The sequence below is a fragment of the Streptomyces sp. NBC_01410 genome (assembly GCF_045040195.1).
Classification (GTDB): domain Bacteria; phylum Actinomycetota; class Actinomycetes; order Streptomycetales; family Streptomycetaceae; genus Streptomyces.
The window spans coordinates 8,169,203-8,196,133 of the sequence record NZ_CP109530.1 but is presented as its reverse complement, the minus strand read 5'-3'; the positions used below and the strand labels follow the sequence as shown (position 1 = coordinate 8,196,133).

The 26,931-nt window shown below is 67.9% G+C and carries 26 protein-coding genes and 1 pseudogene; 15 read left to right on the top strand and 12 right to left on the bottom strand.

Annotated features, from left to right (window positions below):
• The first annotated feature begins 50 nt into the window (after nucleotides 1-50).
• Together OG741_RS37280 and OG741_RS37275 are read left to right on the top strand one after the other, a co-directional pair.
• Nucleotides 51-1,001, top strand: a complete 951-nt coding sequence (locus OG741_RS37280; RefSeq protein WP_405605227.1) for a hypothetical protein — start codon at nucleotides 51-53, stop codon at nucleotides 999-1,001.
• Nucleotides 988-1,778, top strand: a pseudogene (locus OG741_RS37275) (IS5 family transposase). Before OG741_RS37280 ends, OG741_RS37275 begins: the two are co-directional and overlap by 14 nt.
• Before the next feature lie 24 nt (nucleotides 1,779-1,802).
• On the opposite strand, the gene OG741_RS37270 reads toward OG741_RS37275, so the two are convergent.
• Nucleotides 1,803-2,018, bottom strand: a complete 216-nt coding sequence (locus tag OG741_RS37270) for a hypothetical protein (protein ID WP_405605224.1) — start codon at nucleotides 2,016-2,018, stop codon at nucleotides 1,803-1,805.
• Between the two features lie 52 nt (nucleotides 2,019-2,070).
• On the opposite strand from OG741_RS37270, the gene OG741_RS37265 reads away from it, so the two are divergent.
• Together OG741_RS37265 and OG741_RS37260 are read left to right on the top strand one after the other, a co-directional pair.
• Complete coding sequence (locus tag OG741_RS37265; protein ID WP_405605221.1) at nucleotides 2,071-2,256, top strand: DUF6928 family protein; 186 nt, start codon at nucleotides 2,071-2,073, stop codon at nucleotides 2,254-2,256.
• Nucleotides 2,257-3,268: 1,012 nt separating this feature from the next.
• The gene (locus OG741_RS37260) at nucleotides 3,269-4,360 is read left to right on the top strand and encodes a hypothetical protein (protein ID WP_405605219.1); all 1,092 of its coding nucleotides are present in this window, start codon (nucleotides 3,269-3,271) and stop codon (nucleotides 4,358-4,360) included.
• 178 nt (nucleotides 4,361-4,538) lie between these two features.
• Here the strand turns inward: OG741_RS37260 and OG741_RS37255 are convergent, their stop codons facing one another.
• Nucleotides 4,539-5,909, bottom strand: a complete 1,371-nt coding sequence (locus OG741_RS37255; RefSeq protein WP_405605216.1) for a cytochrome P450 — start codon at nucleotides 5,907-5,909, stop codon at nucleotides 4,539-4,541.
• Nucleotides 5,910-6,295: 386 nt separating this feature from the next.
• Between OG741_RS37255 and OG741_RS37250 the strand changes: the two genes are divergently transcribed.
• From OG741_RS37250 to OG741_RS37235, 4 genes are all read left to right on the top strand, one after another.
• Complete coding sequence (locus OG741_RS37250; protein WP_405605213.1) at nucleotides 6,296-6,709, top strand: BlaI/MecI/CopY family transcriptional regulator; 414 nt, start codon at nucleotides 6,296-6,298, stop codon at nucleotides 6,707-6,709.
• Nucleotides 6,710-6,752: 43 nt separating this feature from the next.
• Nucleotides 6,753-7,598: a hypothetical protein gene (locus tag OG741_RS37245; protein WP_405605211.1), complete on the top strand. Its 846-nt coding sequence runs from the start codon at nucleotides 6,753-6,755 to the stop codon at nucleotides 7,596-7,598.
• A gap of 233 nt (nucleotides 7,599-7,831) precedes the next feature.
• Complete coding sequence (locus OG741_RS37240) at nucleotides 7,832-9,226, top strand: cytochrome P450 (RefSeq protein ID WP_405605209.1); 1,395 nt, start codon at nucleotides 7,832-7,834, stop codon at nucleotides 9,224-9,226.
• Nucleotides 9,227-10,056: 830 nt separating this feature from the next.
• Entirely contained in the window at nucleotides 10,057-11,313 is a 1,257-nt protein-coding gene (locus tag OG741_RS37235) for a cytochrome P450 (RefSeq protein WP_405605207.1), read from the top strand.
• Between the two features lie 293 nt (nucleotides 11,314-11,606).
• Here OG741_RS37235 and OG741_RS37230 read toward each other — a convergent pair whose 3' ends face one another.
• From OG741_RS37230 to OG741_RS37220, 3 genes are all read right to left on the bottom strand, one after another.
• On the bottom strand, nucleotides 11,607-12,065 hold the full coding sequence (locus tag OG741_RS37230) for a hypothetical protein (protein ID WP_405605205.1): 459 nt from the start codon (nucleotides 12,063-12,065) through the stop codon (nucleotides 11,607-11,609).
• Nucleotides 12,066-12,130: 65 nt separating this feature from the next.
• Entirely contained in the window at nucleotides 12,131-12,886 is a 756-nt protein-coding gene (locus OG741_RS37225) for an AAA family ATPase (protein WP_405605203.1), read from the bottom strand.
• 204 nt (nucleotides 12,887-13,090) lie between these two features.
• Entirely contained in the window at nucleotides 13,091-13,366 is a 276-nt protein-coding gene (locus tag OG741_RS37220) for a hypothetical protein (RefSeq protein ID WP_405605201.1), read from the bottom strand.
• Between the two features lie 201 nt (nucleotides 13,367-13,567).
• Here OG741_RS37220 and OG741_RS37215 point away from each other — a divergent pair, with 201 nt between their 5' ends.
• Nucleotides 13,568-13,921 carry a VOC family protein gene (locus tag OG741_RS37215; protein WP_405605199.1) on the top strand — a complete coding sequence of 118 codons (354 nt, stop codon included), beginning with the start codon at nucleotides 13,568-13,570 and terminating at the stop codon, nucleotides 13,919-13,921.
• Between the two features lie 297 nt (nucleotides 13,922-14,218).
• Nucleotides 14,219-15,652 carry a membrane-associated oxidoreductase gene (locus OG741_RS37210; RefSeq protein ID WP_405605988.1) on the top strand — a complete coding sequence of 478 codons (1,434 nt, stop codon included), beginning with the start codon at nucleotides 14,219-14,221 and terminating at the stop codon, nucleotides 15,650-15,652.
• Nucleotides 15,653-15,715: 63 nt separating this feature from the next.
• Here OG741_RS37210 and OG741_RS37205 read toward each other — a convergent pair whose 3' ends face one another.
• The 4 genes from OG741_RS37205 to OG741_RS37190 form a co-directional block, all read right to left on the bottom strand.
• Nucleotides 15,716-15,988 carry a hypothetical protein gene (locus OG741_RS37205; protein ID WP_405605197.1) on the bottom strand — a complete coding sequence of 91 codons (273 nt, stop codon included), beginning with the start codon at nucleotides 15,986-15,988 and terminating at the stop codon, nucleotides 15,716-15,718.
• A complete protein-coding gene (locus tag OG741_RS37200; protein WP_405605194.1) occupies nucleotides 15,985-16,620 on the bottom strand; it encodes an AAA family ATPase in 636 nt (211 codons plus the stop codon). Before OG741_RS37200 ends, OG741_RS37205 begins: the two co-directional genes overlap by 4 nt.
• 152 nt (nucleotides 16,621-16,772) lie before the next feature.
• Complete coding sequence (locus OG741_RS37195) at nucleotides 16,773-18,998, bottom strand: M48 family metalloprotease (protein WP_405605191.1); 2,226 nt, start codon at nucleotides 18,996-18,998, stop codon at nucleotides 16,773-16,775.
• 1 nt (nucleotide 18,999) lies between these two features.
• On the bottom strand, nucleotides 19,000-19,677 hold the full coding sequence (locus OG741_RS37190; RefSeq protein ID WP_405605188.1) for a hypothetical protein: 678 nt from the start codon (nucleotides 19,675-19,677) through the stop codon (nucleotides 19,000-19,002).
• Nucleotides 19,678-19,959: 282 nt separating this feature from the next.
• On the opposite strand from OG741_RS37190, the gene OG741_RS37185 reads away from it, so the two are divergent.
• The gene (locus OG741_RS37185; protein WP_405605186.1) at nucleotides 19,960-20,949 is read left to right on the top strand and encodes a phosphotransferase family protein; all 990 of its coding nucleotides are present in this window, start codon (nucleotides 19,960-19,962) and stop codon (nucleotides 20,947-20,949) included.
• Nucleotides 20,950-21,229: 280 nt separating this feature from the next.
• On the opposite strand, the gene OG741_RS37180 is transcribed toward OG741_RS37185, so the two are convergent.
• Both OG741_RS37180 and OG741_RS37175 read right to left on the bottom strand, forming a co-directional pair.
• A complete protein-coding gene (locus OG741_RS37180) occupies nucleotides 21,230-21,964 on the bottom strand; it encodes an SDR family oxidoreductase (RefSeq protein ID WP_405605183.1) in 735 nt (244 codons plus the stop codon).
• Nucleotides 21,961-22,227, bottom strand: a complete 267-nt coding sequence (locus OG741_RS37175; protein ID WP_405605180.1) for an Atu4866 domain-containing protein — start codon at nucleotides 22,225-22,227, stop codon at nucleotides 21,961-21,963. Before OG741_RS37175 ends, OG741_RS37180 begins: the two co-directional genes overlap by 4 nt.
• A 141-nt stretch (nucleotides 22,228-22,368) precedes the next feature.
• Between OG741_RS37175 and OG741_RS37170 the strand changes: the two genes are divergently transcribed.
• Both OG741_RS37170 and OG741_RS37165 read left to right on the top strand, forming a co-directional pair.
• Entirely contained in the window at nucleotides 22,369-23,202 is an 834-nt protein-coding gene (locus OG741_RS37170) for a helix-turn-helix transcriptional regulator (RefSeq protein WP_405605177.1), read from the top strand.
• Between the two features lie 42 nt (nucleotides 23,203-23,244).
• A complete protein-coding gene (locus OG741_RS37165) occupies nucleotides 23,245-23,997 on the top strand; it encodes an SDR family NAD(P)-dependent oxidoreductase (protein ID WP_405605174.1) in 753 nt (250 codons plus the stop codon).
• Between the two features lie 116 nt (nucleotides 23,998-24,113).
• On the opposite strand, the gene OG741_RS37160 is transcribed toward OG741_RS37165, so the two are convergent.
• Nucleotides 24,114-24,695 (bottom strand): GNAT family N-acetyltransferase, encoded by a 582-nt coding sequence (locus OG741_RS37160; protein ID WP_405605172.1) that lies wholly within the window; start codon nucleotides 24,693-24,695, stop codon nucleotides 24,114-24,116.
• 237 nt (nucleotides 24,696-24,932) lie between these two features.
• Between OG741_RS37160 and OG741_RS37155 the strand changes: the two genes are divergently transcribed.
• Nucleotides 24,933-25,820 carry a helix-turn-helix transcriptional regulator gene (locus tag OG741_RS37155; protein WP_405605170.1) on the top strand — a complete coding sequence of 296 codons (888 nt, stop codon included), beginning with the start codon at nucleotides 24,933-24,935 and terminating at the stop codon, nucleotides 25,818-25,820.
• Nucleotides 25,821-25,956: 136 nt separating this feature from the next.
• The gene (locus OG741_RS37150; protein WP_405605168.1) at nucleotides 25,957-26,928 is read left to right on the top strand and encodes a hypothetical protein; all 972 of its coding nucleotides are present in this window, start codon (nucleotides 25,957-25,959) and stop codon (nucleotides 26,926-26,928) included.
• Nucleotides 26,929-26,931: the final 3 nt, after the last annotated feature.

Below are 26,931 nucleotides of genomic sequence, written 5' to 3'. Positions count from 1 at the left end.
TCCTTCCGGCACGCACCGACATTGATGCCGGGGGGCCGACCCTTGAGGACATGGACTGGGGCGACGCCGTAAGGTCCCACCACGTGGAGTTCATATCGAGAAACATCGGCTTGTTCAGGCGGGCTACGGGCGGGTTCTCCCAAGCGCAGGCGACAGTCTTCCGCTGCCTCCTGGAACAGGTCGAGACGGGCGAGTACGAAGAGGTCGAGGCCCAGGCGCAGGCTCTTGCGGCCCGGCCACGACGCGCCTGGGAGCGACACCCCGAGCCGGTGTGGCTGGCGAGGGCGTACGCCCTCAGCGCCGCGGTTCTATACGGTCGCAGAGAGCACGTGCTCACCGAACTGGATTCGCTGGCAGCAGATTTGCAGCAGACGAGCGGCGGTGATCGGAAGATTCTGGTGGTCGTGCAGGTCGCTCGCGCGGTCGTTCTCAACGGTGAGGAGCGCTACGCAGAGGCGGAGACCCAGGCCACTGACATCCTCCGTGAGGTGACCCGCCTGGCACATCTCACCCACGTGGCGGACATCGAGCTGTCCGCTCTGGCGTGCCTTGCGGAAGCCATGTGCGGACTGGGCCGATACGAGGAGGGGGAAGCGATCGCGCGCGGCAACCTGCCCCGCGCGACGGAGAACAGAGCCGCCTCCTTGCGGTGCCTCCTGGTGCACAGTCTGAACGGCCAGGGCCGATACGAGGAGGCGCTCGCCGAGTCCCGACAGCCGACGCGGCCCGCGTCCCGCGCCGGGAGCGGGGCGTCGGCCATGGTCCTCGCCGCCGCTCTACACGGTCTGGGCCGCCGCGACGACGCCAAGGCGACCGCTCATCAGGCACTGGACGAGTGCAAGCAGTTCCTTCACCCCACCCATCCACGCATCCGCCAGGCGGAGGAATTGCGGCCCACATCACCGCCGGAGACTCTCCGGCCGCCGGATCCCCGTAGGGCCTGGGAAGTCGGTCGGTCCTACGAGCCCTCGGGAGTCTCGTCCGTGGATCGTCTCGGATGAACTGTGGTCGCTGATCGAGCCGTTGCTGCCGATACCTGGGCCGAAACTGGAGCCGGGGCGGCCTCGGGTGCCGGACCGGCAGGCCTTGTGCGGCATCCTGTTCGTGCTGCATACCGGCATCCAGTGGGAGTACCTGCCGCAGGAGCTGGGCTTCGGTTCAGGCATGACCTGCTGGCGTCGTCTCGAGGCCTGGAACGAGGCCGGGGTCTGGGACCGGCTCCACGCTGTTCTCCTCGGTCAACTGCGGGCAGCGAAGCAGATCGACTGGTCCCGGGCGGTGATCGACTCCTCCCATGTCAGGGCCGCCCGAAGGGGCCGAAAAGTGGGCCGAGCCCGGTCGACCGCGCGCGTCCGTGCAGCAACCACCACGTCCTCGTCGACGGCCAGGGCAACCCGCTCGCCGTTTCGCTGACCGGCGGGAACCGTAACGACGTCACTCAGCTCCTGCCATTGCTTAAGAAGATCCCAGCGGTCGCCGGCCTGGTCGGACGACCACGAAGACGGCCCGACACTCTGCTCGGTGACCGCGGCTATGACCACGACAAGTACCGACGACTCGTCTGAGCTCAGGGCATCAAACCGGTGATTGCACGCCGCGGTGTCCCGCACGGGTCCGGACTCGGAGTCCACCGCTGGGTCGTCGAGCGGACCATCGCCTGGCTCCACGGCTTCCGTCGACTACGCATCCGGTGGGAACGACGCGACGACATCCACGAAGCATTCCTCGGCCTCGCCACATGCCTGATCACTCACCGACACCTCCACCGCCTTTGTTAGGACCTCTTAGCGAAGAGAGGTCCGTCAGACACAGATCCAGCAGTAGAGGCGATGCCCCCGCTCAACCGCCCGGCTCGCCAATTCGACGGCCTGATCGAGGAACCCGGCAAGGCCATCCGGATCCGGCGGGGTGGGGAACACGTCCGATGCGGCCCATTCCCGGGCAACGTCGCGCAGTGAACCGCGATCAGCAGCAGCGAGCGCATCACGCAGGGCATCCGTCAGCGACAGACACAGCAACTGCCCCTCATCAGCGGTCGCAATTAGTTGCCCATGCCGCGGGTCCGCCTGGATGGCCTCGACCGGCCGGCTGCCGGGTGAGGACGAAGAGCCGTATCCGCTGCCCTTCCACCCCCTCGACCTCGGTGAAGAGGCACTGCGTGCCCTCTGCGGGTTCATCCAGGAGGGCCGACCCGAACCCGACGACGTCGACGCCGACGGCGCTTGCGCTTCCATGCCGACCGGTTGTTGTCCATGAAGACTTGATCTTCATCGACTATGAGTCCATGACGCTTGGCAACATCGCGGCAAATGCGCTCTTGGCGCTCGACCCCGGTCTGGTCGTCGTCGTTCACATGGGAGATCCGGCAGTAGATCGCTGCGGCTCCCCTGTCCAGTCGGAACGATGCTTCCTGGTCCGCTGGGTACCGGCTGCCTGTCTCGCTCGAAGGGCTCGCCGCGAACTTGCCCTTGACTGCTGGTCCTTGTCGACTGCCGTCATGGAAAAGACTATGAGAGCGGCCTGATCCACCCCAAAGCCCGCCTCCCGGAAGCGTTCGGTAAGCAGGCCGCCGATTCGCGTAGCGACCGATGAAGTGTTCGAAATTCCAGGGAAAGCAAGAAGCGGCGCTGCGTCTGCGCGCTGACCCGTGAAGAGGGAGCGTGAGCCGGAGTGCGCGCTCTATTGCGCCACTTCGCCATTCTTCTGCTCTTTCCAGGGAGTAGCTGTGCGGCTGCTGTTATGCGACTATCTGTCTGCGCGGGTGGAATGATCTGCAGAATCCGCCTGGCATTCGACATACTTCTTGCTCGAAAGGTGGGGGTGCAGCCGGCCCGAATGGCCGGTTCTGATTCCGGCGGTGGGCGCCCGGGGGGTGTCAAGGAGTGCTCCCAGCAATGTCGGTGTGATGCATCGCCGCAAGTCGACCGGTGACGCATGCAGATGCCGCCCGCGCCGGACTGGACTCCGTCCTGGCTCGTCATCACCGCGGGAATCACTGTCATGAAGTCCTGCCGGCCTCCGCGGAAGGCGGAAAGAGGGGCGGCGTAAGGCCTGCCGAAGTGCCGACGTGCCGCCGTTGGCCAAGGCTCTCTTCCGTCGAGGCAAACCGTCATTGTCCGGGCCCTGCGCCCGGACCGCACCGACCTCATCGATGCGCTCCGCTCGAATCCCGCAGGAGACCAGAGCGCGCAAGCGCGTCTCCCCAAATTCCACTCTCCCGTATTCCGGCACTGTCACGTGCCGTGCCAGATGAAAGAAGGGGAAAGACATGCACATGAAATTCTTGACGGTTCTCAGGGGGTGGGGCGCCCGAACGCTGGGCGCCCTTGTCACACTTGTGCTCACCGCCGGCATGGTCGCTCTCGTGCCGTCCACCGCATACGCAGCGGCGAGCCGGGGCTTCGCCTACGTATGGGCGAACCAGGCGTCCGCCCCGCTCAACACGCCCTACACGCCGGCCAGTTCCTACAGCCGGAACTCGACCGGTGGTGTGAACACCGTCGTCCGTACGGGTGTCGGCCAGTACACGGTACGGCTGCCGAGGCTGGGGCTGCTGGGCGGCACCGTCCACGTCACGGCCTACGGAGCGACCTCCCACTCCTGCAACGTGGCCTACTGGCTCCCCGTCGGCGACCGGCTCGACGTCCATGTACGGTGCTTCACCCCAAGTGGCTTCCGAGCCGACACCAGGTTCACCGCCAGTTTCGTGAACACCGCCTACCTGGGCGGCCGGTTCGGCTATGTGTGGGCGAACCAGCCCACTTCGGGCGCGTACACACCGTCCGCCACCTACCAGTTCAACTCGGCCGGTGCCACCAACACCATCACCCGAAGCAGTGTGGGCCAGTACGCGGTACGACTCCCGGCGATCGGCTCCGCTGCCGGGCATGTGCAGGCGACCGCGTACGGGGATGTGGCAGCGCGCTGCAAAGTCGTCAACTGGTACCCCTCGGGGACCGCGCAGATCGCCAACGTCCGCTGCTTCAGCCTCGGTGGTGCACTTCGTGACACCAGGTTCACACTCACCTACACCCGCAGCACCGGCATCCTGCGCATCACGCCCGCGGCGTACGCCTGGGCCAACCAGCCGATCTCAGCCGCGTACTCGCCTGCCACGGCCTACCAGTACAACTCCAGTGGCAGCACCAACCGGATCACGCGGCACGGTGTCGGTCTCTACCGATTCCACACCCCCAACATGCCTCTGGGGTACGGCAACGTACAGGTGACGGCCTACGGAGCCGACTCCAAGCACTGCAAGGTCGACTACTGGACGCCGAGCACCGGCATCCAGGTTCGGTGCTTCACCGCCGCGGGAGCGCCGACAGACACGTACTACGACGTGTCGTTCGTACGGTGAGCGCAGCACACACCGTGCCCCACTGGCGCCGCTGAACAGCAGCACCCGCCCGGTACGGGCTTGCCGTAACGGGTCCACGAGGTTGCCCATCCCTCCGGACCCCGACCGTGCAGGCGCGTACCGGGTGTAACAGTGGCCGGTCCCGGGCTCTTGGACCGGCCACACTCCTGCTGGATCGTCACCTTTCGCCGCGGGGGTGCACGATCATCGGCACGCGCGCCGGATGGGCCATGGAGGCAGTCGATTCCGTCGGCGGCTTGCTGCCCGGCACGGGCCGCAGCTTCCAGCGCGGCAGGATCGTGGCCAGGGTGATGGTCGCCTCCATCCACGCGAACTTGTCGCCGATGCACTTGCGGTTGCCGGCCCCGAAGGGGACGACGTGCTCGCGCGGACGCCGGGCGGCCTGCTCGGGGAGCCAGCGATCCGGGTCGAAGCGATCCGGGTCCGGGTAGAGCTCGGGGTTGCGGTGCAGGGCGTACAGGCTGAGCAGGACCTCTGTGTCAGCAGGGAGAACGTAGCCGCCGATCGTGACCGACTCGGTCGTCCGGCGCATCAGGGACACCACGCCGTGCAGCCGGATCACCTCGTCCAGGACTCGGGTGATGCTCGGCAGCTGGGGGACATCCGCAAAGCCCACCGGCCTGTCCCCCACCACCTTGTCGAGCTCCATCAGCAACTCCCGCTCCACCTCGGGATGCTCGGCCAGGTGGTGCATCGCCCAGGAGAGGGTCGAAGCCACCGTTTCGCTGCCCGCAAACAGCATGGTGGTCAGTTCGTCCCTGACCTCCTCATCCGTAAGGCCCGCTCCCGTGTCGTCACGGGCAGACAGAAGCAGGGACAGCAGATCGGTCCCGTTCCCCGGTTCGGAGGCGCGTGTCTTGGCGATGACGTCGTCGATCACCGATCGCATCCGCACCGCGGACCTGTCGAACTCCTTCCAGATCGGCCAGTTGTCCGTGAACCTGGGTGCGAGCGCGCGACGCAGCATGTTCTTGAGGATGATCGGCAAGTCTTCGCGGACGGACTCGACGGCGGGGCGTCCGATGTCGGTGCTGAACAGCGTGGCGGCAAGGGTCTCGATGGCGTAGCTGCCCATCACCTCATCCACGTCGATCTGCTGTCCTGCGCTCCAGGAATCCGCGAGCGTCTCGGCCAGCTCCCGCATGACCTCTGCGTACCCCGCTATCCGTTCCTTGTAGAACATGGGCTGTATCAGTCGTCGGTTGCGGATGTGTTCCGGGCCGTCCGAGTTGGCCAGGCCGTTGCCGACCACAGGGCGCATCTGTTCGAAGAGTCGGCCCTTCTTGAACGCCTTGCTGTGCTTCACCATGACCTCGTTGACCGTGGCGGCGCTGGTCGCGACCACGATCGGCATGGTGCCGATGTTGAGCCGAAGGAGCGGCCCCTCGGCGTGTAGCGATCTGAGGACTGCCAGCGGATCCCTGAGGAGTCTCGGAACGTGACCGAGCCCGGGGATGCTCCCCTTTGCGAGGGGTATGGCTGTCAACGACAAAGGACTTCCCTTTCGCGAGACGAGCACGCCAGCCATCGACTCGCGATCGGGCGTGTGCCTGAGGACCGTGCGGTGGTGCTTGAGAAGGGGCGCACCGAAACGCTCTACTAAGCACCATCGTAGAAGCCTTGCCGCAGCGCCAACAGGGTGCACAGCAGCGGAAATTGCTCGTCGGGCAGGAGCCCCCTCGCGTCGACGTTGCGGTACCGGCTGCTCGTGCAGACGGATCGCGCCTCTCGCCGGGCGGGATTGGCACCTCCGGGCCGATGCGCCGGGGCCAGCGAGGGAATCCCTCCGTTGGCGACATCATCGCGCTGTCTGCAATGGCACGCCAGGAAGAGATTCCTGTTTCCTCTTCAACTGTCGTGACCCCGGAGGCATTTCATTGATGAGCTGTGCGAACAGAGCATTAGGGTGAGGAGGTGACTCGTGAACTGGGGGAGCTCGAAAACGCCGTGATGACCGTCGTGTGGGGCAATAAGTCACCGATGAACGTCCGCGAAACGATGGAAGCACTGGGGAAGGGGGATCGGGTGCTGGCCTACACGACCGTCGCCTCCGTGATGGTCAACCTCCACGCCAAGGGGTGGCTGCGCCGTACGGTCGAAGGCCGCGCCTTCAGTTATGCGGCCGTGTGCACGCGCGCCGAGTACGCCGCTGACCTGGTAAGGCGAGCCCTGGAACACAGCGACGATGCGACAGCGTCCTTCGTAGCACTGCTCTCGGGCATGTCGCAGGACCAGCGGAAGGCGCTGGAGGCTGCTCTCCGTATCACGGGGGAGTCAGAGCCCCGGGGTCTGGAGGTGTCGAGCAGTGACATACGCAGAACAACGTGAGGCAGCGGCTGCCGTAGCCACCGGCTCACGAGCACGTGACGCCATGATCGTCCAGCTCATCGAGGATGTCCGGAAAGCCCAAGGGTTCACTAGGCTGGCTGTGTCGAAGCGGCTCGGGATCACGCCGCGTTCCTTCCGGAATTGGATGGCCCGCGCCTCAACTCTGCAGGCCTCCGAAGTAGCCCGGCTGGTCGAGGCGCTGGGGATGAGTCCGGAGAATCGCGCCAACCTCTATATCCTGACTGGCCAGTTGCCGCCCGCCCCGCCGGTGGGCGAACTGCTCCGCACTCCGGAGTTGGCTCTGTACCAGTCCATGATTGACGGGTTGGAGCACCCGTCCGTCGTCTACACCGACTACTGGGACGTAGTGATCACGAACCGGGCGTTCCGCGAAGTATTTGGAGGAGTGCGGCGCCATGTGACAGCCCATCCCACCCGTAACACTCAACGGTTCATCTTCTTCCACCCCGACGCAGCCATGCTGTTGGGCGCCGGCGACGTCATGGCCTTCCGTGACCACTGGCTGATGCCTGCACTCGCTCACTTCTCGGCTACCTTGCAGCAACGGCCGGAGGAGCCTCGCCTCCAGGCGATCGAGCAGGAGATCAATGAACGTCCCGCCCTACGCCGGGCCTATCGACGGGCACCTAGCTGGATCGCGGAAAACGGCGACATCGCGATCAACCCCTCGGCGCGGCTCTTCTGGGACCCTCGTGTCGGGAGGGTGGTCCATGCCCACGTCATCACTGAAGCTCATCAGGGCTACCAGGCGACCGCACTCAACCGGGCAACCTTCATCTCCCGCGAGCCCAAGCCGGAGGTCGTGAGCGCAGCGTTCGAGCAGGGCGTCCTGTTCGGACTCAGGTTCGCGGATCAGCCAGTGGCGTAGCCGTCCCCTCGTCGCGAAGCAGCTGCCGGTTTCTGGCCGTCAACGCGGTTGCGGCTGAAGCTCGTTGACGTTCCGTCGGGTCGTGAGGGTTGTGGATATGCTGCCCCCGGCTCCCGATCTTGGTTGATACGAGCAACGGGGCCCGCGGCCTGATCCGCGACCAACACAAACAATCATGAGCGCCCCCGGTCGGCCCTTCGTGACCGGAGTCGCTCCCCACCTCCGGAGGCTTCGTGTCCACCCAACCGCCCATATCCGCCGCAGACCTCGTACCGCCGCCCGGCTGCCCGGCGCACGGCATGAGAACAGACGGACTTGTGCGACTGCCCGAAGCCGACGACCCGGCCCGGCTGTACGAGGAGCTGCGCGAGCAGTACGGGCCCGTGGCGCCTGTCCTGCTGCACGGCGACCTTCCGGCCTGGCTGGTGCTCGGATACCGGGAGAACCTGGATGCCATGCGCACTCCGAGCCTCTACTCCCGCGACCCGCGCAAGTGGAGCGCCTTCCAGGAGGGCAGGGTGCCGGCGGACTCGCCGCTCATGCCCATGGTGGCCTGGCAGCCGCTGTGTGTCTTCGCCGACGGAGATGAGCATGCCCGCCTGCGCGGCGCGGTCGTCGACGGCCTGGCGCAGTTCAATCGCCATGGCATGCGGCGATACGTCACCCGCTACACCCACCAGCTCGTCCAGCAATTCGCGGCCTCAGGAAAAGCCGATCTGGTCCGCGACTACGCCGAGCAGCTTCCCATGCTGGTCGTGAGCCGACTGATCGGCATGGCTCCGGACGAGGGCCCTGCTCTGGTCGAGCCCACGCTCGATCTGATGAGAGGCAGCGAGACTGCGGCAGCCAGCAACCAGACCGTGACCGAGGTCCTCCATGACCTGGTCCAGCGTAAGAAGACGGCGCCGGGCAACGACCTTGTCTCACGGCTCATCTCTCACGAGTCCAACCTCGGCGATACGGAGATAGTGGAGCACCTCCGTCTGGTACTCGTCGCCGCACATTCGAACACCGTCAATCTCATCGCCCACACGCTACGGCTGCTGTTGACCGACCGCCGCTTCCGCGGAAGCCTCTCTGGGGGCCAGATGACCCTGCCGGACGCGCTGGAGCAAGTGATGTGGGACAGCCCTGGTACCGCCGTCATTCCGGGCCGGTGGGCCACGGGCGACACGGTGCTTGGCGGACAACACATCAAGGCAGGCGACATGCTTCTCCTCGGCATAGCCGCAGCCAACGTCGACCCCGAGATCCGGCCGGATCTTAGCCTCCCGATGCACGGCAACCGCTCGCACCTCGCGCTGAGCGCTGGACCGCACGAATGCCCTGGCGGCGACATCGGCCGTGCCATCGCGGACACGGGCGTCGACGAGCTGATGGCCCTCTTGCCGGACATGCGCCTGGCCGTTCCTGAGCATGAGGTGGGGACCACATCGGACTGGCTGGCCCGCCGCCCGTCCGCCTTGCCCGTGGTCTTCACTCCAACGCGGTCCAAGACCACGGGTGCGGCGCCGGCCACGGGTGCAGCCCAACCGCTGCCCGAGGCTGCGGTGTCTCCGCCCGAGAAGCCGTCTTCCACTCACCCGGCGGCGAGGCCTTGGTGGAGGTCGTTGCTCTCGCGACGCTGACGCCCCTGCCTGTTCGTCCACGCGAGACCTTGGAGAGACTGCGGCTCGCTACTTTCGCCAATCCCCGTTGCCATCATCGCCGGCGTCGCTGCTGCTGCCCGCTGGGTCATTCAGAAGGTCATCGTGCCGCTGGTCGTACTACGCCTCCCGAGTCGCATCGCGCCGCCGCACGGCGGCTCGGGCTGGATCATGCTTCGTGGGCGCGGTACACCTCGGCAACGCTGACCGCGGCTCGCGCTTACCCGTGCCGTCCCCGTAAGTGGAGGAGGGCGCAAGCACATTGCTGCGGGGGCCGGATCGCTCGCACTTCTCGACAGGCTCACATCAGTCAACGTTCGGGCGCTGCTGCAATGCGGCCCTCGGAACGGCTTGAGGGGCAGTGGCAAAGACGAACGTGACATGCGTCAGTGCGAGCGGCTGACAACCATGGTGCTCCTCAGTCACCTTATGCACACTGGTCAACTCGCCTGAGCGTGGATCCCGAATTGGGCGAGCGCTGCTGTTCACTTGAATCTCGCCAATGCGCAGGTTCCAAGGGGGCCTGCTTCGTAGGCACGCCGCAGCTTGGGACGCCGCGTCTGCACATCGCCCGCCCGGATCGAGTCGGGCTGCCGTCCCGTTCCTGACGGCGTCCAGCCGTGGATCGGGACCACGGGGGCAGGGGCAGTTGGCCCAGTCGGAGCCGATGAGCCTATGGAGCCGGACCCTGGATCGGACGCACCACCGCGTGCAAGTTGTTTAGCCAGATGGCTAGTTGGCAGACTCTGACTCGAAGCTCGCCCCACGAGTCACGCGCTGATCGAGTTCTGCCCCTCACTGATGGAGTGTCCGTGCTGACCCACCGCCCGCGTTTCCCGCTCGACCCGCAAGCCGACCCGACTGAGGAAGCCCGCCAGCTCCACGCAATGGGCTCTCTGGTCCCGGTTGAGCTACCGGGGGGTGTCGCAGCATGGACAGCCACGGACCACGCCACCGCCCAGGAAGTCCTCGGGCACCCCGCCCTGACCAAGGACCCCGAGCATTGGCCCGCCCTGAGGGACGGGCAGATACCCGACGACTGGGAGCTGATCGCCCTTGTACGGGGAGCCGCGATGCTTCACGCAGGCGGCGACAATCACCGGCGGCTGAGAAAGCTGGTGAGCTCCGCCTTCAACCGCGCACCCGTCGAAGCCCTCCGCCCTCGCGTAGCCGAGATCGCCGACGAACTGCTGGACGCTCTGCCCTCCGCAGGCCCGGGCGAGCCTGTCGACCTGCGCGAGCTGTTCGCCTACCCGCTTCCCGTCCGCGTCATCTGCGAGCTCCTCGGCGTCCCCGACTCCGCGGTTTCCGAGCTGCGTCATCACTTCGACCGCTTGGTGATACCTCAGGATGCGGCCTCCGATGGAGCCGACATCCGGGTAGCCATGGCGAACATCTACGGCTCCTTGACGGCGCTGATCGAGATCAAACGCGCGAATCCTCAGGACGACCTCACGACCGAGCTGATTCAGGCACGCGACCACGGCGACAGGCTCAACGATCAGGAGCTGGTCGAAACCCTCTTCCTGATCCTCATCTCGGGACACGAGACGGCGATCAACGCGATCACCAACACGGCGCGTGCGCTGCTGCAACACCCGAAGATGCTCGCTGCGGTCCGCGACGGCGGCGAGGGCGCCCCTACCTGGGCCGACGCGGTTGAAGAGGGGCTCCGACGCTGGGCTCCCGTCCGGCACGCCGTCCTGAGGTACGCCACCGAGGACATCGACATCGCGGGAGTCCGGATCGCCAAGGGTGATCCCGTCGCCGCCAGCCTGTTTGCCGCCGGCCTGGATCCGAGTCGGCACGAGAACCCCGAAGCGTTCGACGTCACCCGCCCCACGCGCCGCGACCACATCGCCTTCGCCCACGGCGCGCACTTCTGCCTCGGCTCACGCTTGGCAAAGCTGGAGACCGAGGTTGCCCTGAGCTCCCTGTTTGCCCGATACCCCAACCTCACACTCGCCAGCGAACCCGACCGCTTGGCTTCCATCTCCCTCCAGGGCTTCAGCGCGTTGCCAGTCCACCTCGGCCCCGACAACCACTCCCCGTCGAACCAGTCCCAGTGATCCCCTCATCCCCGTACCGCAGTGGGCAGGACGCGTTCTGACGCCATGCAAGGAGAGCGGGCGACTTCCTGGCTTTCGTGGCCAGAGCCGCTCAGCGGGGTGGTAGCTACAACCGTTGCCCGGACCACGGCAGTCCGGGCAACAACGGTTGTCGGGGCTCGCCCGCGAGCATGCCCCAACTCCCGGCCGCACACATGGCCTCAGCCGTGGCGCACGCCGCTCCCGTGTGTCAGGTCGAGCGACACAAAGGCTGCTGCGCCTTCCGCAGTGCGTAGCGCCCTCGTTTGCCGAGATCAGTCGACTGGGTCGACCGGGTGGAGCTCGTACATGCCCACCCGGGTCCCATCCTCACTGCTCCACGTCTCTCCGGGTGCAAGCCTGGCTATGTGTTCGCTGCCCCCGATGTCGGCGCCGGATCCGTATTTGTGCAGGATGTAGTACTCGTCGCGGGTGTTGTTCCTCGCCGACTTGGCGGGGAACGGCAGGTCGACGGGATCTTCCGCAGCAATCCCGGCGCTATGCAACGTCCCGCTGAAGTTCGGCTTGCTCCAGAACGAAAGGACGTGACTCGCGCCTCGGTTCCCTGCCTCACTGCCGGTCTTGGCCTGGACGTCGGCATCCCACACTGTCTGGTGGGCCTCGGAGGGGGTGCTCTTCAGGGCCCGGGATGATGACAGCGCGAGTGCCGAAGCAAGGAGGACGCTCGGGTGGCTCAGCGCTTTCGGGGGCTTGCGCATGTGTACGACGTCCATGAAGGCTTGGTTCACGACGGGGTCGATGACTGACGCCTCGGTGATCTTGTCGCCGACCCAGCGCGTCAGCCGGTAGCCACGGGGACAAGCGACGGGCGATCAGATGGCGTGCTCGACCTGCCCACATGGCGTGTGCGCAGATACAACGCGTTGCCGTCGGTGTATTGCAGCAGCCGCTGGACCACGGGCCGGCGGGGCTGCTCTCCGGTGGCGCGGTGCACGAACTCGGCCACTGCGTTCTCGTCCAGCCCGCGGAGAGCCAGTTCACAGCCCCATTCCCGGTCCAGGGCCAGCTTCCGGATCTCATCCGGCAAGGGGGTTCGGCCAGTGATCACCGTCAGGACATGGTCGGCCTCCAGCCGCCGCAATACGAACTTCACCACTTGCAGGGAGGCGTTGTCCGCCCATTGCGCGTCCTCGATGACCACTGCCACCGGGCCGCCCGCCTGCAAGTCGTCGAAAAGTCGCAGTAGCTGCCCAGCGACCTGAGTGGATGAGGCGGAAGCAGGTGGAATGCCGTCCCGCAACAGCGGAAACCCATGCAATTGCTCCCCGCTCACCCGAGCGATCAGCTGTCCCACCAGCCCAAAGGACGAGTCGGCCTCTGCCGCGTCTCCATATGCCCGGAGCAGTGTGACGTCCTCGCGATCCTCACGCGAGAGCCAATGCCGGAGCAATGCCGTTTTCCCGGCCCCCGGCGGACCCTCGACCAGAACCACCCACGGCCGCGCCGCGCGCACCTGCCTGGCGCAGTCTTCAAGCCTGGACAGTTCGGCACCCCGGCCAACGAAAAGATCGTCTTCACCCAGCGATACCGACATAGAGAACGCTCCTGCGACACAGCGTAGGACTGCGGCACGATGATCGCAGGCACCCATGCCGATGCGGCCACGGCGTTCGGCCTAGGGATCTTCACCCGCCGCACGTCGACGGACGATAGTCATCCGCATCCCCTCTGAGCTGCGGTGACGTCCGGACCGCCGGACGTACGCTTGGCATTCGACCGATGCTGGGCGGTCTGCGTGTCATGGGGCCGTGGCGGCTACCCGCCGGATCTCAACACCGTTGATGGTGACGCCGGGAGCTGTCCAGTCGTCTGCCGGTGGGGTCGATTCGCGGGCTTGCTCCTCGTTCTCGAACAGGACGATCGAAAGTCCGCGGCCGTCGGCAGGCTCCAGCCAGTATCCGGTGATGAAGCCGGGAGCCGAGCGGACCCTTGGCAGGATGTCGTTCATCAGCGCAGCGGCTGCAGCCGGGGCATGGTCCGGGTCAATCGTCAATGTCACAAGAGCCGCGTGCATGGGGTGTCTCCGTTCTGCGGATTCCGTCATCAGTAGGACGCTGGGGCGGATAAAAAGTCATCGGCCTGGCGCCGGCCTGACGGACTTGGTGGCTTCCGCCCCCGGCGAGTGCCTCGTCGCGGCTTGGTGCTGAGACTGGGGGTGAAGTGGGCGATGCTGTGGTGCCGGCCCGCCCGATCGCCGTGCTGGCAAGATAGCGGCATGGAACGTGTGCTTGGAATCGGTGGATACTTCATGCGGGCCGCCGACCCGGCGGCTCTGAGCTCGTGGTATCGCGATTGCCTGGGCCTGGACGCCGATGAGAACGGCCTGTGGCGTCAGGGAGCCGGGCCGACGGTGTTCGCGACGTTCGAGTCCGAGACCGACTACTTCGGGTCCCGCGCCCAGCAGACCATGCTCAACTTCCGGGTCCGCGACCTGGATGCGATGCTCGCGCAATTGCGCGCCAAGGGAGCGGACGTGGCCAAAGAAACGCAGGACATGGAGGGCGTCGGTCGATTCGGCTGGGTCACCGATCCTGAGGGCAATCGGATCGAGTTGTGGCAGCCCGCCTGACCGCGTCTTCTCGCAGGCGAGTCCGGACGCCGCCGGTGGCGCCGCGGCCACCGGCTGCGCTGGGCCGGCGCTGGGCCTCTTCGCGCGGCCGACCGCTACTCGACCCGCCTCCCGGCCCGCAAACAGTGGCTCGGAGTCGATGAGGTAGGAGCCGGCCTCGGCAAGGGCAAGGGCAGGGGCGGGGCGGAGTGGGAAAATGTCGGACAGCATGGCGTGCCCCGTACGGCAGTTGACACCTCGAACACAGCACGTCAGAGTCCCGGCGTGAGCGAGACCAACGATCTGACGCCGGCCGAGATGCGTGTATGGCGGGCCTTTCCGCGAGGTGAGTCCGTGGACTTCCGCGCCGCCGAGAACGAGGATCCGGCGCTCGGCAACACGTGGGGAGCCGAACGGACCGTACGGGCAAATGTGCTGCGGGCGCTGCTGCTCAAGGCTCCTCAGGAGGAGGGGGAGATCGCCGCGCTCAAGATCACGGGGGCGCGGATCACCGGCGTACTGGACCTGAAGTACGCCACGATCGACGCCGCCATCCGGCTGAGCCACTGTCAATTCGATGGCGTTCCCGACCTGTACGGTGCCCATCTGCGCCAGCTCAATCTGAGCAAGTCCGTTCTGCCGGGCCTGACCTCGGCGACCTTGCGGGTCGAGGGGGTGCTGCGGATGACGGACTGCCGTATGCGGGGGCCGGTGCGGCTGGGCGGGGCGCAGATCTCCGGGGCGCTGTTCATGGAGCGCGCGGAGTTCACGGCGCTGGACGACTCCGAGCCGGTGCTGCAGCTCAACCAGGCCACGATCGGGGACGACTTGTGGGCTCCAGAGATGCGCGCCCACGGACAGGTACGGCTCACTGGCGCCTCCGTCGCCGGGCGGATCAACGTTCAGGACGCCGAGTTCAACAAGCCCGATGGCACCGCGCTGGACGCGCAGAACCTCAACGTGGGAGCCCATGTTCGGGCGCGGTGCGTGCGAGCGCAGGGCCGGGTCGAGCTCCGAGGTTCGCGCATATCGGGCCGCCTCGACCTGCTCCACGCCCACCTGTCGCATCCGGGCGACACGGCACTGCGTGCGAGCAGCTGTGTCATCGGTGAACTCTGGCTGCGCAGCGGCGATCGCATCGAGGGCGCCCTGAATCTGCGGCGCTCTCAAATAGAGATCCTGATTCTTGAACCGGAGATGCTGCCGGACCAGATGCATCTCAGCAATCTCACGTACACCGTACTCACCCCGCACGAGCCCGCCGAACGCCGCCTTCCGATGCTGGAGCGGGACGGCGACCGGTTCGAGCCGTACGGCTATGAGCAGCTGACGGCGGCCTACCGCCACGTCGGTGACGACGACGCGGCCCGGCTCGTCCAACTCGCCAAGCAGCGCCGCCGACGCACCACGCTCACCTGGTACGGGCGGCTGTGGGGGTACATCCAGGACGCCACCGTCGGCTACGGCTTCCGCCCGTTGCGCGCGGCCGTCTGGCTGCTGTCCCTCGTGGCCATCGGATCGATCGCGTACGGGCTGGACCACCCACGGCCCATCAAGGCGGACGAGGCCCCTGACTTCAACCCCGTCTTCTACACCCTCGACCTGCTCCTGCCGATCATCAACTTCGGCCAGGAGCCGGCGTTCGCCCCTGACGGGTGGCACCAGTGGCTGTCGTACGCCCTGATCATCACTGGCTGGATCCTGGCGACGACGATCGTCACGGGCGTGACCCGTACGGTCAGCCGCCAATGACCCCACTGGCACCCGCGAAAAGCTTCAGAGAACGTGCGCCGGGCGAGGAAATCGTCCATGAGGTCAGGGTGTCGGCCCCGTTTGTCCGGCGCCGCCCACGGATCGGGGCACGGCCGCGGCGGTGTCGGCCAAGGTGCGCAGGACGGTCGTGCCGGCGAGCACCAGCGCTGAGACCGGCAGACTGGCCCATCGCGTCAGGTCGCGCGGCAGGTCCGGGTCCACTTCGATGGTCATCCGGATGTATCTGCTGTTCAGCGTGATGATTTTGGAGGACCGGGCAGCGATGTCCCCTCCGCGCTGCAGTGCCGCGCGGTACCTGTCCTTGCGCTCCTTCATGCCTCTCCCTGACGCTTGATGAGTTCATCGGCAAGGTCCATGTACGCCGACCCCTTGGCCCGCACCGGACTTCCGAACGACTGGGCGTACAACTCGAGCCGCGCAATCTGGGTGTCCAGGACCACGAACCCCAACTCGGTGAGCGCCTCACGAGCATCGGCGTCGGGGCCGGTGCGTGTGGCGTCGGGACGGTTGGTGCGGTTCAGGAGGACCGCAGTGCGACCCGGCTCGGCGCGCAGGGACTGGACGTCGTCCATCTCGGAGCGGATGGGTGCCATGCGGTCCAGTTCGATGGGAGCGGGAGTCACCGGGACGATCCACTCACTCGCGTACCTCATGATGCTGCGGGCGATACGCGGATGGTCCTCCAACTGCGGCGCATCGAGCACCACAGCCTGCCGATTGCCCAGGAAGTCGTTCACCCGGCGGTGAACGTCACCCACCGGCAAGGCGATGACGGGAAACGGAAAGCCGTCGGCCAACTCGCTCCAGCGCAGTGCGGAGGCGGCTGGGTCGCCGTCGACCAGAAGCGGCGAGTAGCCCGACTCGTGAAGCGCGTGGGCCAGCCATACGGCACTGGTCGTCTTGCCGACTCCAGGCTTGAGATTCACAAAGGCACAGCTCAGCAGCATGGGAGCCAACCGTAACGGGCCTGATCGATTGGATGGTTTCGACGCGAGTGCGGGACTCCATGGTTCACTCGCAAGCAGTCAGGAACTGCTCTTCAGCCGGTGGCCGGGGCGCGCGCGGAGGGCGCCCAGCCGGATGAGGCGCTACTCCGCGACTAGCGTGAAGCCCTGTCGTCAAGGGAGCGCCTGACGCGCGACGCCCCCGAAGAGTGCGCGCTCCTGCGGTGGCTGACGGCAGAGAAGGAGGCCGCCGAGATCCGGCCCGCCACCAGCACAGCGGCTGCCAACCCAAGAAATAGCAGGGCCGGCAAGAGGCCAAGAGAGGCGTTCGTCAGACACTCCATGACGGCCGCGGCGGCACCGACGGCCAGGCAGACGGTGGCGAATCGGGCCCTTCGCCGGAATTCGGCGTCGTGCTGGGCGGCGGCCGCTCCGGCGAGGGCGGTGACGTAGCTGACAAGCCCCATCGAGGCCACGAGCGTGAGCCGCGAATCGGGAATGTCCACGAGGCGGCTGTCCGCGACAACGATCGCCCCGGCCGCCGCCACGACCGTGACGACATGGGCCAGCAGGCGCTGCGGCCTCGTCGCGTCCGGAGCCTCGGTCCGTGTCACCGGCCCCTCAAGGGAGAGCGGCGCGGGAGCGGGCCGTCCTGGCCGACGGCGCAGGAACGGCAGCGCCGTGGCGCTCAGCAGTGCGGCACCGGCCACCACGGCGTGGAGGTACGGGGCGGTCCCGCCGGGAAGGGCCGACGGGAACCATGCAACGGCGGTGAGCACGCCGTACGCGCCGACGCACAAGGACGCCGCCCGTGGTCGGCACACGGTGTCGCAGACCAGAGCGAACAATGAGAGGGCCAGGATCGACAGTGCCGCCGTCAGTGCGAGGCCGAGCCCGGGTCCGCCGGTGACCTCGTGCCACCACATCGTGTCGAGCTGCGCGGACCAGCCGGCACTGAACTCCTGCGTCGGAAGGAGCACGTATCCGGCGCACAGCCCCCACCACAGGCCACCGGCAAGGAACGCCAGCCGCCCCGCCAGCCTCCAGCCGCCGCGTACGCCACCCCACGCGACAACTGTGTGCCGGATGCCGAGGCCCAGTACGGCTCCGGCCGGGATGAGCAAGGGGATCGCGAGCCAGGCGTAGACAGGGCGGAGCGTGTCGAGCTCCAGGAAGCCCAGCCGCACCCCGATCAACATGACCTCGAAACTGCCCCCCAGCAGCAGGTTGATGGCGAACATGGCGACGCAGCCGGTCAACCCGGCTTCCCATGCGCTGAGTTCGCCTGCCAAGGCAGGGTTCCGCAGAGCCGTCCTGCGGCGCTGGAGGGCGGGATGGGTGGCGAACGGCCAGCTGGTGCCGGCGTCCTCCGCCGGATCCGGTGCCGCAGGAGCCGTGTTGCCGACGGCGGCGCGGATCGCCCCGGCGGTGTGCGACCGCTGCGCGGCCAGGCCCACGAAGAACTCGTCCAGCTTCTGTCGGCGCTCCTCCCCCGTGCCCGATCCGGGGGGACCACTCACGGCGAACGCGTCGGCGTGCAGTTCCCGCGACTGGAGGAAGGTGTTGCGGGCCGCGTAGAGCGTGTAGGCCAGCAGGCAGAGATGGAAGGTGAGCTGAAACAGGTACTCACCATCGCCGGCGTCCCCTGACACGGCAAAGCAGAAGGAAATGGCGAGCAGGACGGTGAAGGCCCCCCACAGCGCTGTGACGCCATGGGTGACGTCAAGGTCCCGGTTGCTGATGTGGCCGAGTTCATGGCGGATGACGACCTCGAAGGTGCCGGGATCCTCGTCCAACAGCTTTTCCATGCCGCTCGCGAGCTCGATGTGCCGGCGCCGCCAGTGCCCGAAAGCAACTGCGTTCTTGGTGTAGTCGGAGGCGTTCAGCCACACTCCATGGACGGTCACTCCGGCGTCGTCCGCCTGCCGGTACACAGCGTCTGCCAGGTCCGGCCGGTAACCGCGGGGTGTTCCGGAGCGCGGAGTGGGGTGCAGGCGGCGCAGACCACGGAAGAGGATCTGCTGATAGGGGCTGAGCCAGTACAGGACGAAGCCGCCTCCTGCCAGTACCCCCAGCGCGAGCGCGGCGCGCGACTCGCTCCGGTTCACCGGCGGCGGTGGGCAGTGCTCCTGGAGGTACCGCTTCAGGGCGGGCGCGTACTCATCCGGCACCGGTTGCGGCGGCCAGATCGGCGCCTGAGCGAGGATCTGGGCTTCCACAGAGGTCATCGGCAGGGACAGCTGGAACTGCCTGACCGCCCCCGGCCAGCACAGGCTGTAAGCGTTCGCGGCCTTTTCGTGCCGGCTGGTGGTGGCCGGGAAGGCGATCGTCATGGCCGCCGTCATCAGCGCGACACAGAAGAGGAGAGCCCGTACGACCACGCTAAGGCCTGGTCGCCGCTGGACGGTCTCCGTCTCCGTGCCCGGCCGTGCGCTCGGTGTCTCCGCTCGGGTTCCCCCGGGCTCCGTCCGCGTGCCGGTCCTCGTGCCGGTCCGCGTCGTCGGCATTCGGGCCGCCTGCCCCCGTGGCCCCGGAAGACTGGAGCACGGTGGGTGGCGACGAGGAATGCTCCGGTGCCGCGTCCGCCGCCAGCATCCGTACGAGTTCCGCCAGCACGGAGTCGGCGACCTGCTGGGCCCGTTGGTCGGACACGTGGCGCAGGGCACCCGACAGCGCGGCCGTACGCCAGCGGGCCAGCTCCGCGGCGGTCGGCGCGGGCGCGGCATCCGCCGGTCCGGTGGGCTCGGCTTCGGACCACCGCCAACGGCGCGACACACGGCCGACGATGCGCGAGGCCAACCGGCTCACCAACTCGGCCGACATCACCCCGATCACCCCGGCCGCCGCCGACAGCGCCGCGGGGGTCACCACCTCGGCCGCCAGCCCGAAGACGTCCACGGACAAGGGCCGACGGCTCCACAGCCGGGGGCGGAAGTGGCTCCGGGCGCGCTGCTCGAAAAGCGGCAGCTCCCCGGCGGCCACCTCGGTCACCGCCTCCCTGGCCAGTGCCCTTGCAAGTCGACGATGCTCGCCACTGCGCTTCCACGGGCTTCCGGACATGGCTCTGATGGACGGTGTCGGAGTCGTCATGAGTGTGCGTCAGCCCCCCCGCTGAGTCGTTGCCCCGCCGTGACTCCACGAATTCCGCAAATCAACGTCTGTGTCGTCGCGCGTCTTCGAGTATGGACCCGCTGGCGCGAGCTGTCCGGCGATCACCGAAGAGGCACCCGCCCGGAAGCCCGGAACGGGATGCGTTGGTGATGAGTTCTGGGCCGCGGGCCCACGTCGATAATCCCCGTAGGGTGCGCAGGTTGTTGTCGTGACGGAGGGGCGGTTCGGAACGTGGCACTCAGGGCAGAGACGCGTGAGCAGTTGGCGGGTGCGGCGCGGGCCGCGCTCGGCGGCGGGCGGCGGCTGCAGACGGTTGAGCGGGTCGCGGGCGGTAGTAAGAAGGGCGTATACCGCCTGGTGATGGACGACGCGACGACTGCGATCGCCTACCTGTGGGACCACACCGAGAACTACTGGCCGGCGGCCGAAGGGGACGACGACCTCAGCGACCCGTTCGCGCCCGGCCTCGGGCTCGACCTGTTCGAGGCCGCGCACGCACGGCTGGACGCACTCGGCGTCCGCGTCCCCGCGATCCGTCTCGTCGACCGCAACGGCACCCACTGTCCGGCCGACCTCGCGATCGTCGAGGACCTCGCGGGCGAGAACCTGGAGAACCTGCTCGCGCGCGACCCGAAAGCGGCTGCCCCAGTCATGGCCCGGCTCGGTGAGGCGCTTGAGGCGATGCGGCGTCATCGGGCGTCCACGTACGGCAAGGTGGCCGTGGTCGACGGGGGAGGTACGTCGCTCGGGACGTCGTGCGAGGGGATCGTCCTGGACCGTGCGCTGCGGGACCTCGCCGAGGCGGCGTCGCGTGATCCGCGGATCGCGGGAGCCCGCGACCGGCTGGAGGAACGGCTGCTGGGTCTGGCGGCGGCGGTGCGGCCACGCGCGGAGTACGCGGTCGTGCACGGCGAACTGGGGCCCGACCACGTGCTGGTGGACGCGGGCGGGAACCCCGTGGCGATCGACATCGAGGGCTTGATGTACTTCGACGTCGAGTGGGAGCACGTCTTTCTGCGGATCCGCCTGCACGACGCCTACCGGCCGCTGGAGCTGGACGGACTGGACGAGGACCGGCTCGCGCTCTACATGCTGGCGCAGCGTCTGTCGCTGACGGCGGGTCCACTGCGGCTGCTCGACGGGGAGTTCCCCGACCGGGCGTTCATGGCGGGCATCGCCGAGCACAACCTGAAGAAGGCGCTGGAGCTGGTCCACGCCTGAACGCCCGCAGCGTCTCACCCTGCTGCACCACAACGCCCAGCGGGAGCCGGGCGCTGTGGTGTGACACTTCCGGAGCGACTTCTAGGCGTGTCTGACCGCCCGGCGTGACGAACTGTTCGAGCTGACCCAAGCGTTGCTGTGTGCGGACGGGCCGACTCGGCGTGGCTCGTATCGCCCGCGGGCTCCGCGGTTGGGCCATCAACAACTGAGCCACCTCTCGCACCGCCGCATCAGGGGCGTGATGCGTTCTGCCCCCGCTCGACCTGTGGTGCTCCGCAGGTCATTGGGCGCTGGCGGCGGGACGGACGACGATTTCGTTGACGTCGACGTGCGAAGGCTGGGAAAGGGCGTAGGCAATGGCGTCTGCAATGGCGGAGGCGGGCAGTGCCACAGCGCGGTAGGCCTTCATGGCCTCCCTGGCAGCAGGGTCGGAGATGCTGTCGGCGAGTTCGGACTCGGTCACGCCCGGGGATACGAGGGTGACCCGGATGTTCCCGGTGGACTCCTGGCGCAGTCCTTCGGAGATCGCGCGGACGGCGAATTTGGTGGCGCAGTAGACGGCGGCGGTGGGAACGACCTCATACGCGCCGACGGAGGCGACGTTCACGAAGTGCCCGCCGCCCTGAGCGCGCATCGTGGGCAGGGCAGCGGCGATACCGTGCAGGACTCCCCGCACGTTCACGTCGATCATCCGGTCCCACTCGTCGGTTTTCACCGCTTCCAGCGGCGAGAGCGGCATCACTCCCGCGTTGTTGACCACAGCGTCCACTCGGCCGTAGCGCTCGCAGGCGGCGGACACGAAGGCCCGAACATCGGCGGCATCCGTGACATCCAGCCGCTGGAACGCCGCAGTGCCGCCCGCGTTGGTGATCTCCCTGGCAAGCGCCTCGAGACGATCGGTGCGCCGCGCTCCAAGGAGCAGACGGTGGCCGTCGGTGGCAAGCCGGCGGGCGGTCGCCTCTCCGATCCCGCTGCTCGCTCCGGTGACCGCCACGACCTTGGCTGTGTCTGTCATGCCTGCTTTTCCTCTCGGTAGAGCACGAGGTGCTCGTGGTAGAGCACGCCGTCGCGGATGTCGCCCGTCGCGGTGAACCCGGAGTCGTCGACGTAATCGAGGTGGCAGCCGGTCACCGTGTAGCGGCCCGTGTACGCGCTGCGCCGGTTACCGCGGGCCTCGTCGTACCGGCCGTCCGCCCGCAACTCCTGGCGGATGTGACCGTCCGCGGTCACCCACATGCCGACCACGCCGGCCTTGCCCTCCACCGTGTTCCCTGTCATGACGGACTCTCCTCGTCCATGGGTGCGGATCTGTCCTGCCCGCCCGAGTCTGGACAGGACGAAGACCGCCGACCAGGACGTGTGCTGCCGGGGTGCACCGCACCCAGGCAGCACACCGCCCCCGCGGCCTAGCCTGAGGACATGACCGACAACCACTTGGGAGAGTTCCTACGCGCATGCAGGGCAGCCGTGCGGCCGCAGGACGTCGGCATGGCGAGCTACGGCGTGCGCAGAGTCGCCGGGCTGCGCCGTGAGGAGGTCGCCGTCCTGGCCGGGGTGAACGCGGATTACTACACCCGACTGGAACAGGGGCGTGAACGCCACCCCTCGGCCCAGGTACTCGACGCGCTCGGCCGCGCCCTGCAACTGGGCCCCGACGCACACGCGCACCTGCACCAGTTGGCCGGGACAGCGCCGAGTAACCAGTTCACGCACACCACGGACCGGGTGAGTCCCGCCCTTCGCCAGTTGATGGACGGCTACCCGGGCGCCCCGGCGTTCGTCATCAACCGGACCTTGGACGTCCTGGCGACCAATGCCCTGGCCGAGGCCCTGCACTCACCCTTCGAGCAGGCGGACAATCTGGCCCGCATGGCCTTCCTCGACCCGGCAGGCCGACAGTTCTACACCCGGTGGAGCTACACGGCGCAGGCCACCGTGGGCCACCTGCGCCAGGCGGCCGGCCTCGACCCGGACAACCCGCGGCTGCGCGAACTTGTCCGCGCCCTCACCGAGCACAGCGCGGACTTCGCCGCCCTGTGGAACACCCACGCCGTGCGTGGCAAGACCCAGGACGCCAAGCACCTCCTCCACCCGGACGTCGGCCCCCTGACCCTCACCTACCAGGCCTTCGACGTACGCGACGCCCCGGGCCAGCAACTGGTCATCTACCAGGCCGAATCCGGCAGCCCCAGCGCCCAGGCCCTCAACCTGCTCGGCTCCCTCCACGCCACCCCGAACCAGGCCACTATGTAGCCGAAAGTGACGGAGCCGACCGCCCCGAACGGAGTCCCCGACATGGCACTCTTCCCCCATGCCGACCAGACGGCGCTGGTCACGGGCGCGAGCAGCGGGCTGGGCGCCGAGTTCGCCCGGCAGTTGGCCGGCCGCGGCGCCAACCTCATCCTCGTCGCCCGCTCGGCGGACCGGATGCGCGCCCTGGCCGCCGAGATCGAGCGCACGCACTCCGTACGGGTCGACGTCATACCGACCGACCTGGGCGACCGCGACGCCGTCCAGCACCTGGTCGGCGAGATCGGCGACCGCGTGCACCTCCTGGTCAACAACGCCGGCTACGGCAGCTACGGGCGGTTCGCCACGCTCGATCCCGGCCGCGAGTACGACCAGGTACTCGTCAACAATGCCGCCCTGGTCGCGCTGACCCGCGCGGTGCTGCCCGCGATGCTCGACCGCGGTACCGGCGGAGTGGTCAATGTCGCCTCCACCATCGCCTTCCAGCCCGGCGCCTACCAGGCGGTCTACGGGGCGACGAAGGCCTTTGTGCTGTCGTTCAGCGAGGCGGTGCGCGTCGAGACCCGGGGTACCGGGGTTCGGGTACTCACCCTGTGTCCCGGGCCGGTCGACACCGCGTTCCTCGCCGGGCTGGGCGACGACCGGGCCGCCCGCACCGCCACCTACTCCCGGCTCGACCGCGCCGACCACGTCGTCGCCGTCGGGCTGCACGCGCTCGACCGCGATCGGGGTACCGTCGTCCCGGCTTCCGCAACGCTCTTCTCGCAAACGCTCCCCGGTTCGCCCCGCGCTCGGTGACCGGCTGGATCAGCGGGCGGCTCCTGCGGCCCCCCTCCTGAGTTGCCCTTCCCCGGCTCATCGGACGTGCCGTCCAGACCTGGACCAGACCGGCGCGAAGCTGCTGTTCCCGGTCTTCACCAGAGCTTGTCCGTCTCTCCCGGATAGAGCTCGATGCGGCTGTGGTGGAACGACGTCTGGGCCTGCCTGCCTGCGGCCGAGAAGAAGGCGGCCATGGTGACCTTGTCGAAGCCGGGCTGGTCGCTGGGGAAGGGAGCCCGCGGTGTTCCCCCGATGAGTACGGCCCCGGGAAGAAGGTGCCAGCCGGCGCTCTCGTAGAACGCCTGAAGGGGGCGGTCGCAGGTGAACACCCCCAGGTCCAGTCCCTGAGTGGCCATCGTCTCCCGGGCCGCTGCCACCAGGCGCCGCCCGTACCCGCGACCACGAGCTTCCCGGCTCGTCACCACGGTGCTGAGCCCACCAGCGGCATAGCGCCGACCGGCGTGGACGATCTCCTTGGACAGGATGTCCAGCGCGGCCAGCACCGAGCCCTGCTCCACCAGCAGCATCGAGAACGGCCGCAGCAAAGGATCGTGGGTGGGCGCATCGACGGGGGTCACCGAGACACGCGCGGACGGCCACGCCTGCGCCTGGATCTCCCGCACCTGGATGCGCAACTCGGACGGAGTGGCTTCTTCGGGGAACGACAGGATCTGCACGCGCTGATTCTGTCCGCACCCCACGCGAGCGCAACCGGTTTTCCCCGCGGCCGCGGATCGCCTTGTCCGCCGACATGAACCGGTCGCCCGGGACTGAGGCCGCCCCCATCCGGCAGCAGCCTCAACCATGCTGAGCCCGCCCGCTCTTGGGGCCAGTACAAGGTTCCGGCCCAGGTAGAGGGCGGTATCCCTGGCAGGGTGTGGCTGCATCGCGCCGGGGAGCCAATACTCGAGCACATGGACGGAAGACAACCGCTTGGTGAGTTTCTGCGGACCCGCCGCGCGCAGGTGCTGCCCGAGGACGTGGGACTGGTGGCATACGGAGACCAGCGCCGTGTGCCGGGTCTGCGGCGCGAGGAACTGGCCCTCCTGGCCGGAGTCAGCGCCTCGTACTACGCGCGGCTGGAGCAGGGGCAATCGTCCAACGCCTCCCCGGAAGTCCTCGACGCGATCGCCCAGGCCCTGCGGCTCGACGAGGCCGAGCGCCGGCACCTGCACGACCTGGCCGCCGGCACACGCCGCCGTGCCCGAGTGCGCCGACCGGTGCCGGAACGGCTGACGCCGGGCGTGGTGCAACTCATGGCCGCGCTGGCAGACGTACCGACGGTGGTGCTCGGCCGGCGCAGTGACGTTCTGGCCTGGAACCGCGCCGGTCACGCCCTGTTTGCAGGGCATCTCGACCCGGGCAGCCCGGACCGGCCGGCTGAGCGCCCGAACATGGCTCGCCTGCTCTTCCTGGACGGCCACACCCGCGCCCTGTACGCGGACTGGCCGGCCAAGGCCAAAGCCGTGGTGGGCACTTTGCGCCTCGCATGCGGCCGGCACCCGGACGACCCCGCTCTCGCCGCGCTAATCGGCGAGCTGACGGTCAAGAGCGCCGAATTTGCCTCCTGGTGGGCAGATCACCGGGTCAAGGCAGGCGGCGCCGCAGTTTACGAAATGCTGCATCCGCTGGTGGGCAGCATGGAAGTCACTCAGCAGACCCTGCACACCGAAATCGGGCAGCACATCGTCGTCGCGACCACCGAGCCGGGTTCGCCCTCCCAGGCCGCCATGACGCTGCTGATGCACAGCGTGCGGACCGACCAGGACGGCGTTCTGGCGCACTTCAGCAATCCCAAGTAATCCAAAGTAATCCGACGTAATCCGACGCGGCGCACATAGACCGTTGTGCTGCCTGCGCGGGATCAATTCGCTCAATTCACTGTGATCACCCGTATTTCGCGTGTGGATACCGCACGCCCAAAAACCGTGAAGGAACATGAAAAAGAAACTGGCAACAATCACCGGCGCGGCCACGGCGGTCGCTGTGGTCACCCTGGCCGCCGTCACCGTGGCCCCGGCGTCCGCGGGCACCGCTCCGGTGGTCAAGACCCGGATTGCGGCGCATTTCGATCTGACGCAGGGGCAGATGCCGGAGAACATCGCGCTGGAGCCCAACGGCACGGCCTACGTCACCTTCGCGGCCGCCCGGCAGGTCGCGGCTGTCACCCCCGCGGGCAGGACGCGGGTGCTGGCCACGTTGCCGGCTCCCGCCGACGGCGGGGTGAACACCCCCGTCCTCGGCTTCGCGCTGACCACCGGCATCGCCCGGGCCCATGACGGGACGCTGTACTTCCTCTATGCGAGCGGCACCAAAGACCTGACGGGCCTGTGGCGACTTCGCCCGGGCGGCACCCCGCACCGCATCGCCGCGCTGCCCGCGGGCGGCCTGCCCAACGGACTGGCGCTGGACGAGCGAAGGGGCGTGCTCTACATCGCCGACTCGGTGCTCGGGACGATCTTCACGGTCCCCGCCGCCGGTGGTGAGCCGGCCACGTGGTCCTCAGCGGCGGAACTCGCTCCCGCCGGCTTCCTCGGAGCCAACGGCCTGAAGATCCACGACTGTGCGCTGTGGGTGACCAATCTCGACAGGGGCACCGTGCTGCGGATCCCCATACGGCCGGGCAACAGGTCCGGCCCGGTCCAGACGAGGGCCACGAACCTCGTAGGCATCGACGACTTCGCCTTCACCGGCAACGGCGACGAGATCCTTGCGGCCCTCAACTCCCCCAACGCGGTCGTCCGCATCGGGGGCGACGGCTCCGTGTCCACCGTTCTGACCGCCGCCGACGGTCTGCAGAACCCGACCTCGGTCGCACTGCGCCGCGACACCGCGTACGTGCCCAGCGCCGCCTACACCACGGCCACCGATCCCCATCTGCTGCTGGCCCGTCTCCCGCACAACCGCTGACCG

Coding starts and splice junctions, on each gene's coding strand:
- OG741_RS37280 (WP_405605227.1), top strand. CDS start 51: ATGGACTGGGGCGACGCCGTAAGGTCCCACCACGTGGAGTTCATATCG.
- OG741_RS37265 (WP_405605221.1), top strand. CDS start 2,071: ATGGCCTCGACCGGCCGGCTGCCGGGTGAGGACGAAGAGCCGTATCCG.
- OG741_RS37260 (WP_405605219.1), top strand. CDS start 3,269: ATGCACATGAAATTCTTGACGGTTCTCAGGGGGTGGGGCGCCCGAACG.
- OG741_RS37255 (WP_405605216.1), bottom strand. CDS start 5,909: ATGGCTGGCGTGCTCGTCTCGCGAAAGGGAAGTCCTTTGTCGTTGACA.
- OG741_RS37245 (WP_405605211.1), top strand. CDS start 6,753: ATGATCGTCCAGCTCATCGAGGATGTCCGGAAAGCCCAAGGGTTCACT.
- OG741_RS37230 (WP_405605205.1), bottom strand. CDS start 12,065: ATGGACGTCGTACACATGCGCAAGCCCCCGAAAGCGCTGAGCCACCCG.
- OG741_RS37225 (WP_405605203.1), bottom strand. CDS start 12,886: ATGTCGGTATCGCTGGGTGAAGACGATCTTTTCGTTGGCCGGGGTGCC.
- OG741_RS37220 (WP_405605201.1), bottom strand. CDS start 13,366: ATGCACGCGGCTCTTGTGACATTGACGATTGACCCGGACCATGCCCCG.
- OG741_RS37215 (WP_405605199.1), top strand. CDS start 13,568: ATGGAACGTGTGCTTGGAATCGGTGGATACTTCATGCGGGCCGCCGAC.
- OG741_RS37210 (WP_405605988.1), top strand. CDS start 14,219: ATGCGTGTATGGCGGGCCTTTCCGCGAGGTGAGTCCGTGGACTTCCGC.
- OG741_RS37205 (WP_405605197.1), bottom strand. CDS start 15,988: ATGAAGGAGCGCAAGGACAGGTACCGCGCGGCACTGCAGCGCGGAGGG.
- OG741_RS37200 (WP_405605194.1), bottom strand. CDS start 16,620: ATGCTGCTGAGCTGTGCCTTTGTGAATCTCAAGCCTGGAGTCGGCAAG.
- OG741_RS37190 (WP_405605188.1), bottom strand. CDS start 19,677: ATGTCCGGAAGCCCGTGGAAGCGCAGTGGCGAGCATCGTCGACTTGCA.
- OG741_RS37180 (WP_405605183.1), bottom strand. CDS start 21,964: ATGACAGACACAGCCAAGGTCGTGGCGGTCACCGGAGCGAGCAGCGGG.
- OG741_RS37175 (WP_405605180.1), bottom strand. CDS start 22,227: ATGACAGGGAACACGGTGGAGGGCAAGGCCGGCGTGGTCGGCATGTGG.
- OG741_RS37170 (WP_405605177.1), top strand. CDS start 22,369: ATGACCGACAACCACTTGGGAGAGTTCCTACGCGCATGCAGGGCAGCC.
- OG741_RS37165 (WP_405605174.1), top strand. CDS start 23,245: ATGGCACTCTTCCCCCATGCCGACCAGACGGCGCTGGTCACGGGCGCG.
- OG741_RS37155 (WP_405605170.1), top strand. CDS start 24,933: ATGGACGGAAGACAACCGCTTGGTGAGTTTCTGCGGACCCGCCGCGCG.
- OG741_RS37150 (WP_405605168.1), top strand. CDS start 25,957: ATGAAAAAGAAACTGGCAACAATCACCGGCGCGGCCACGGCGGTCGCT.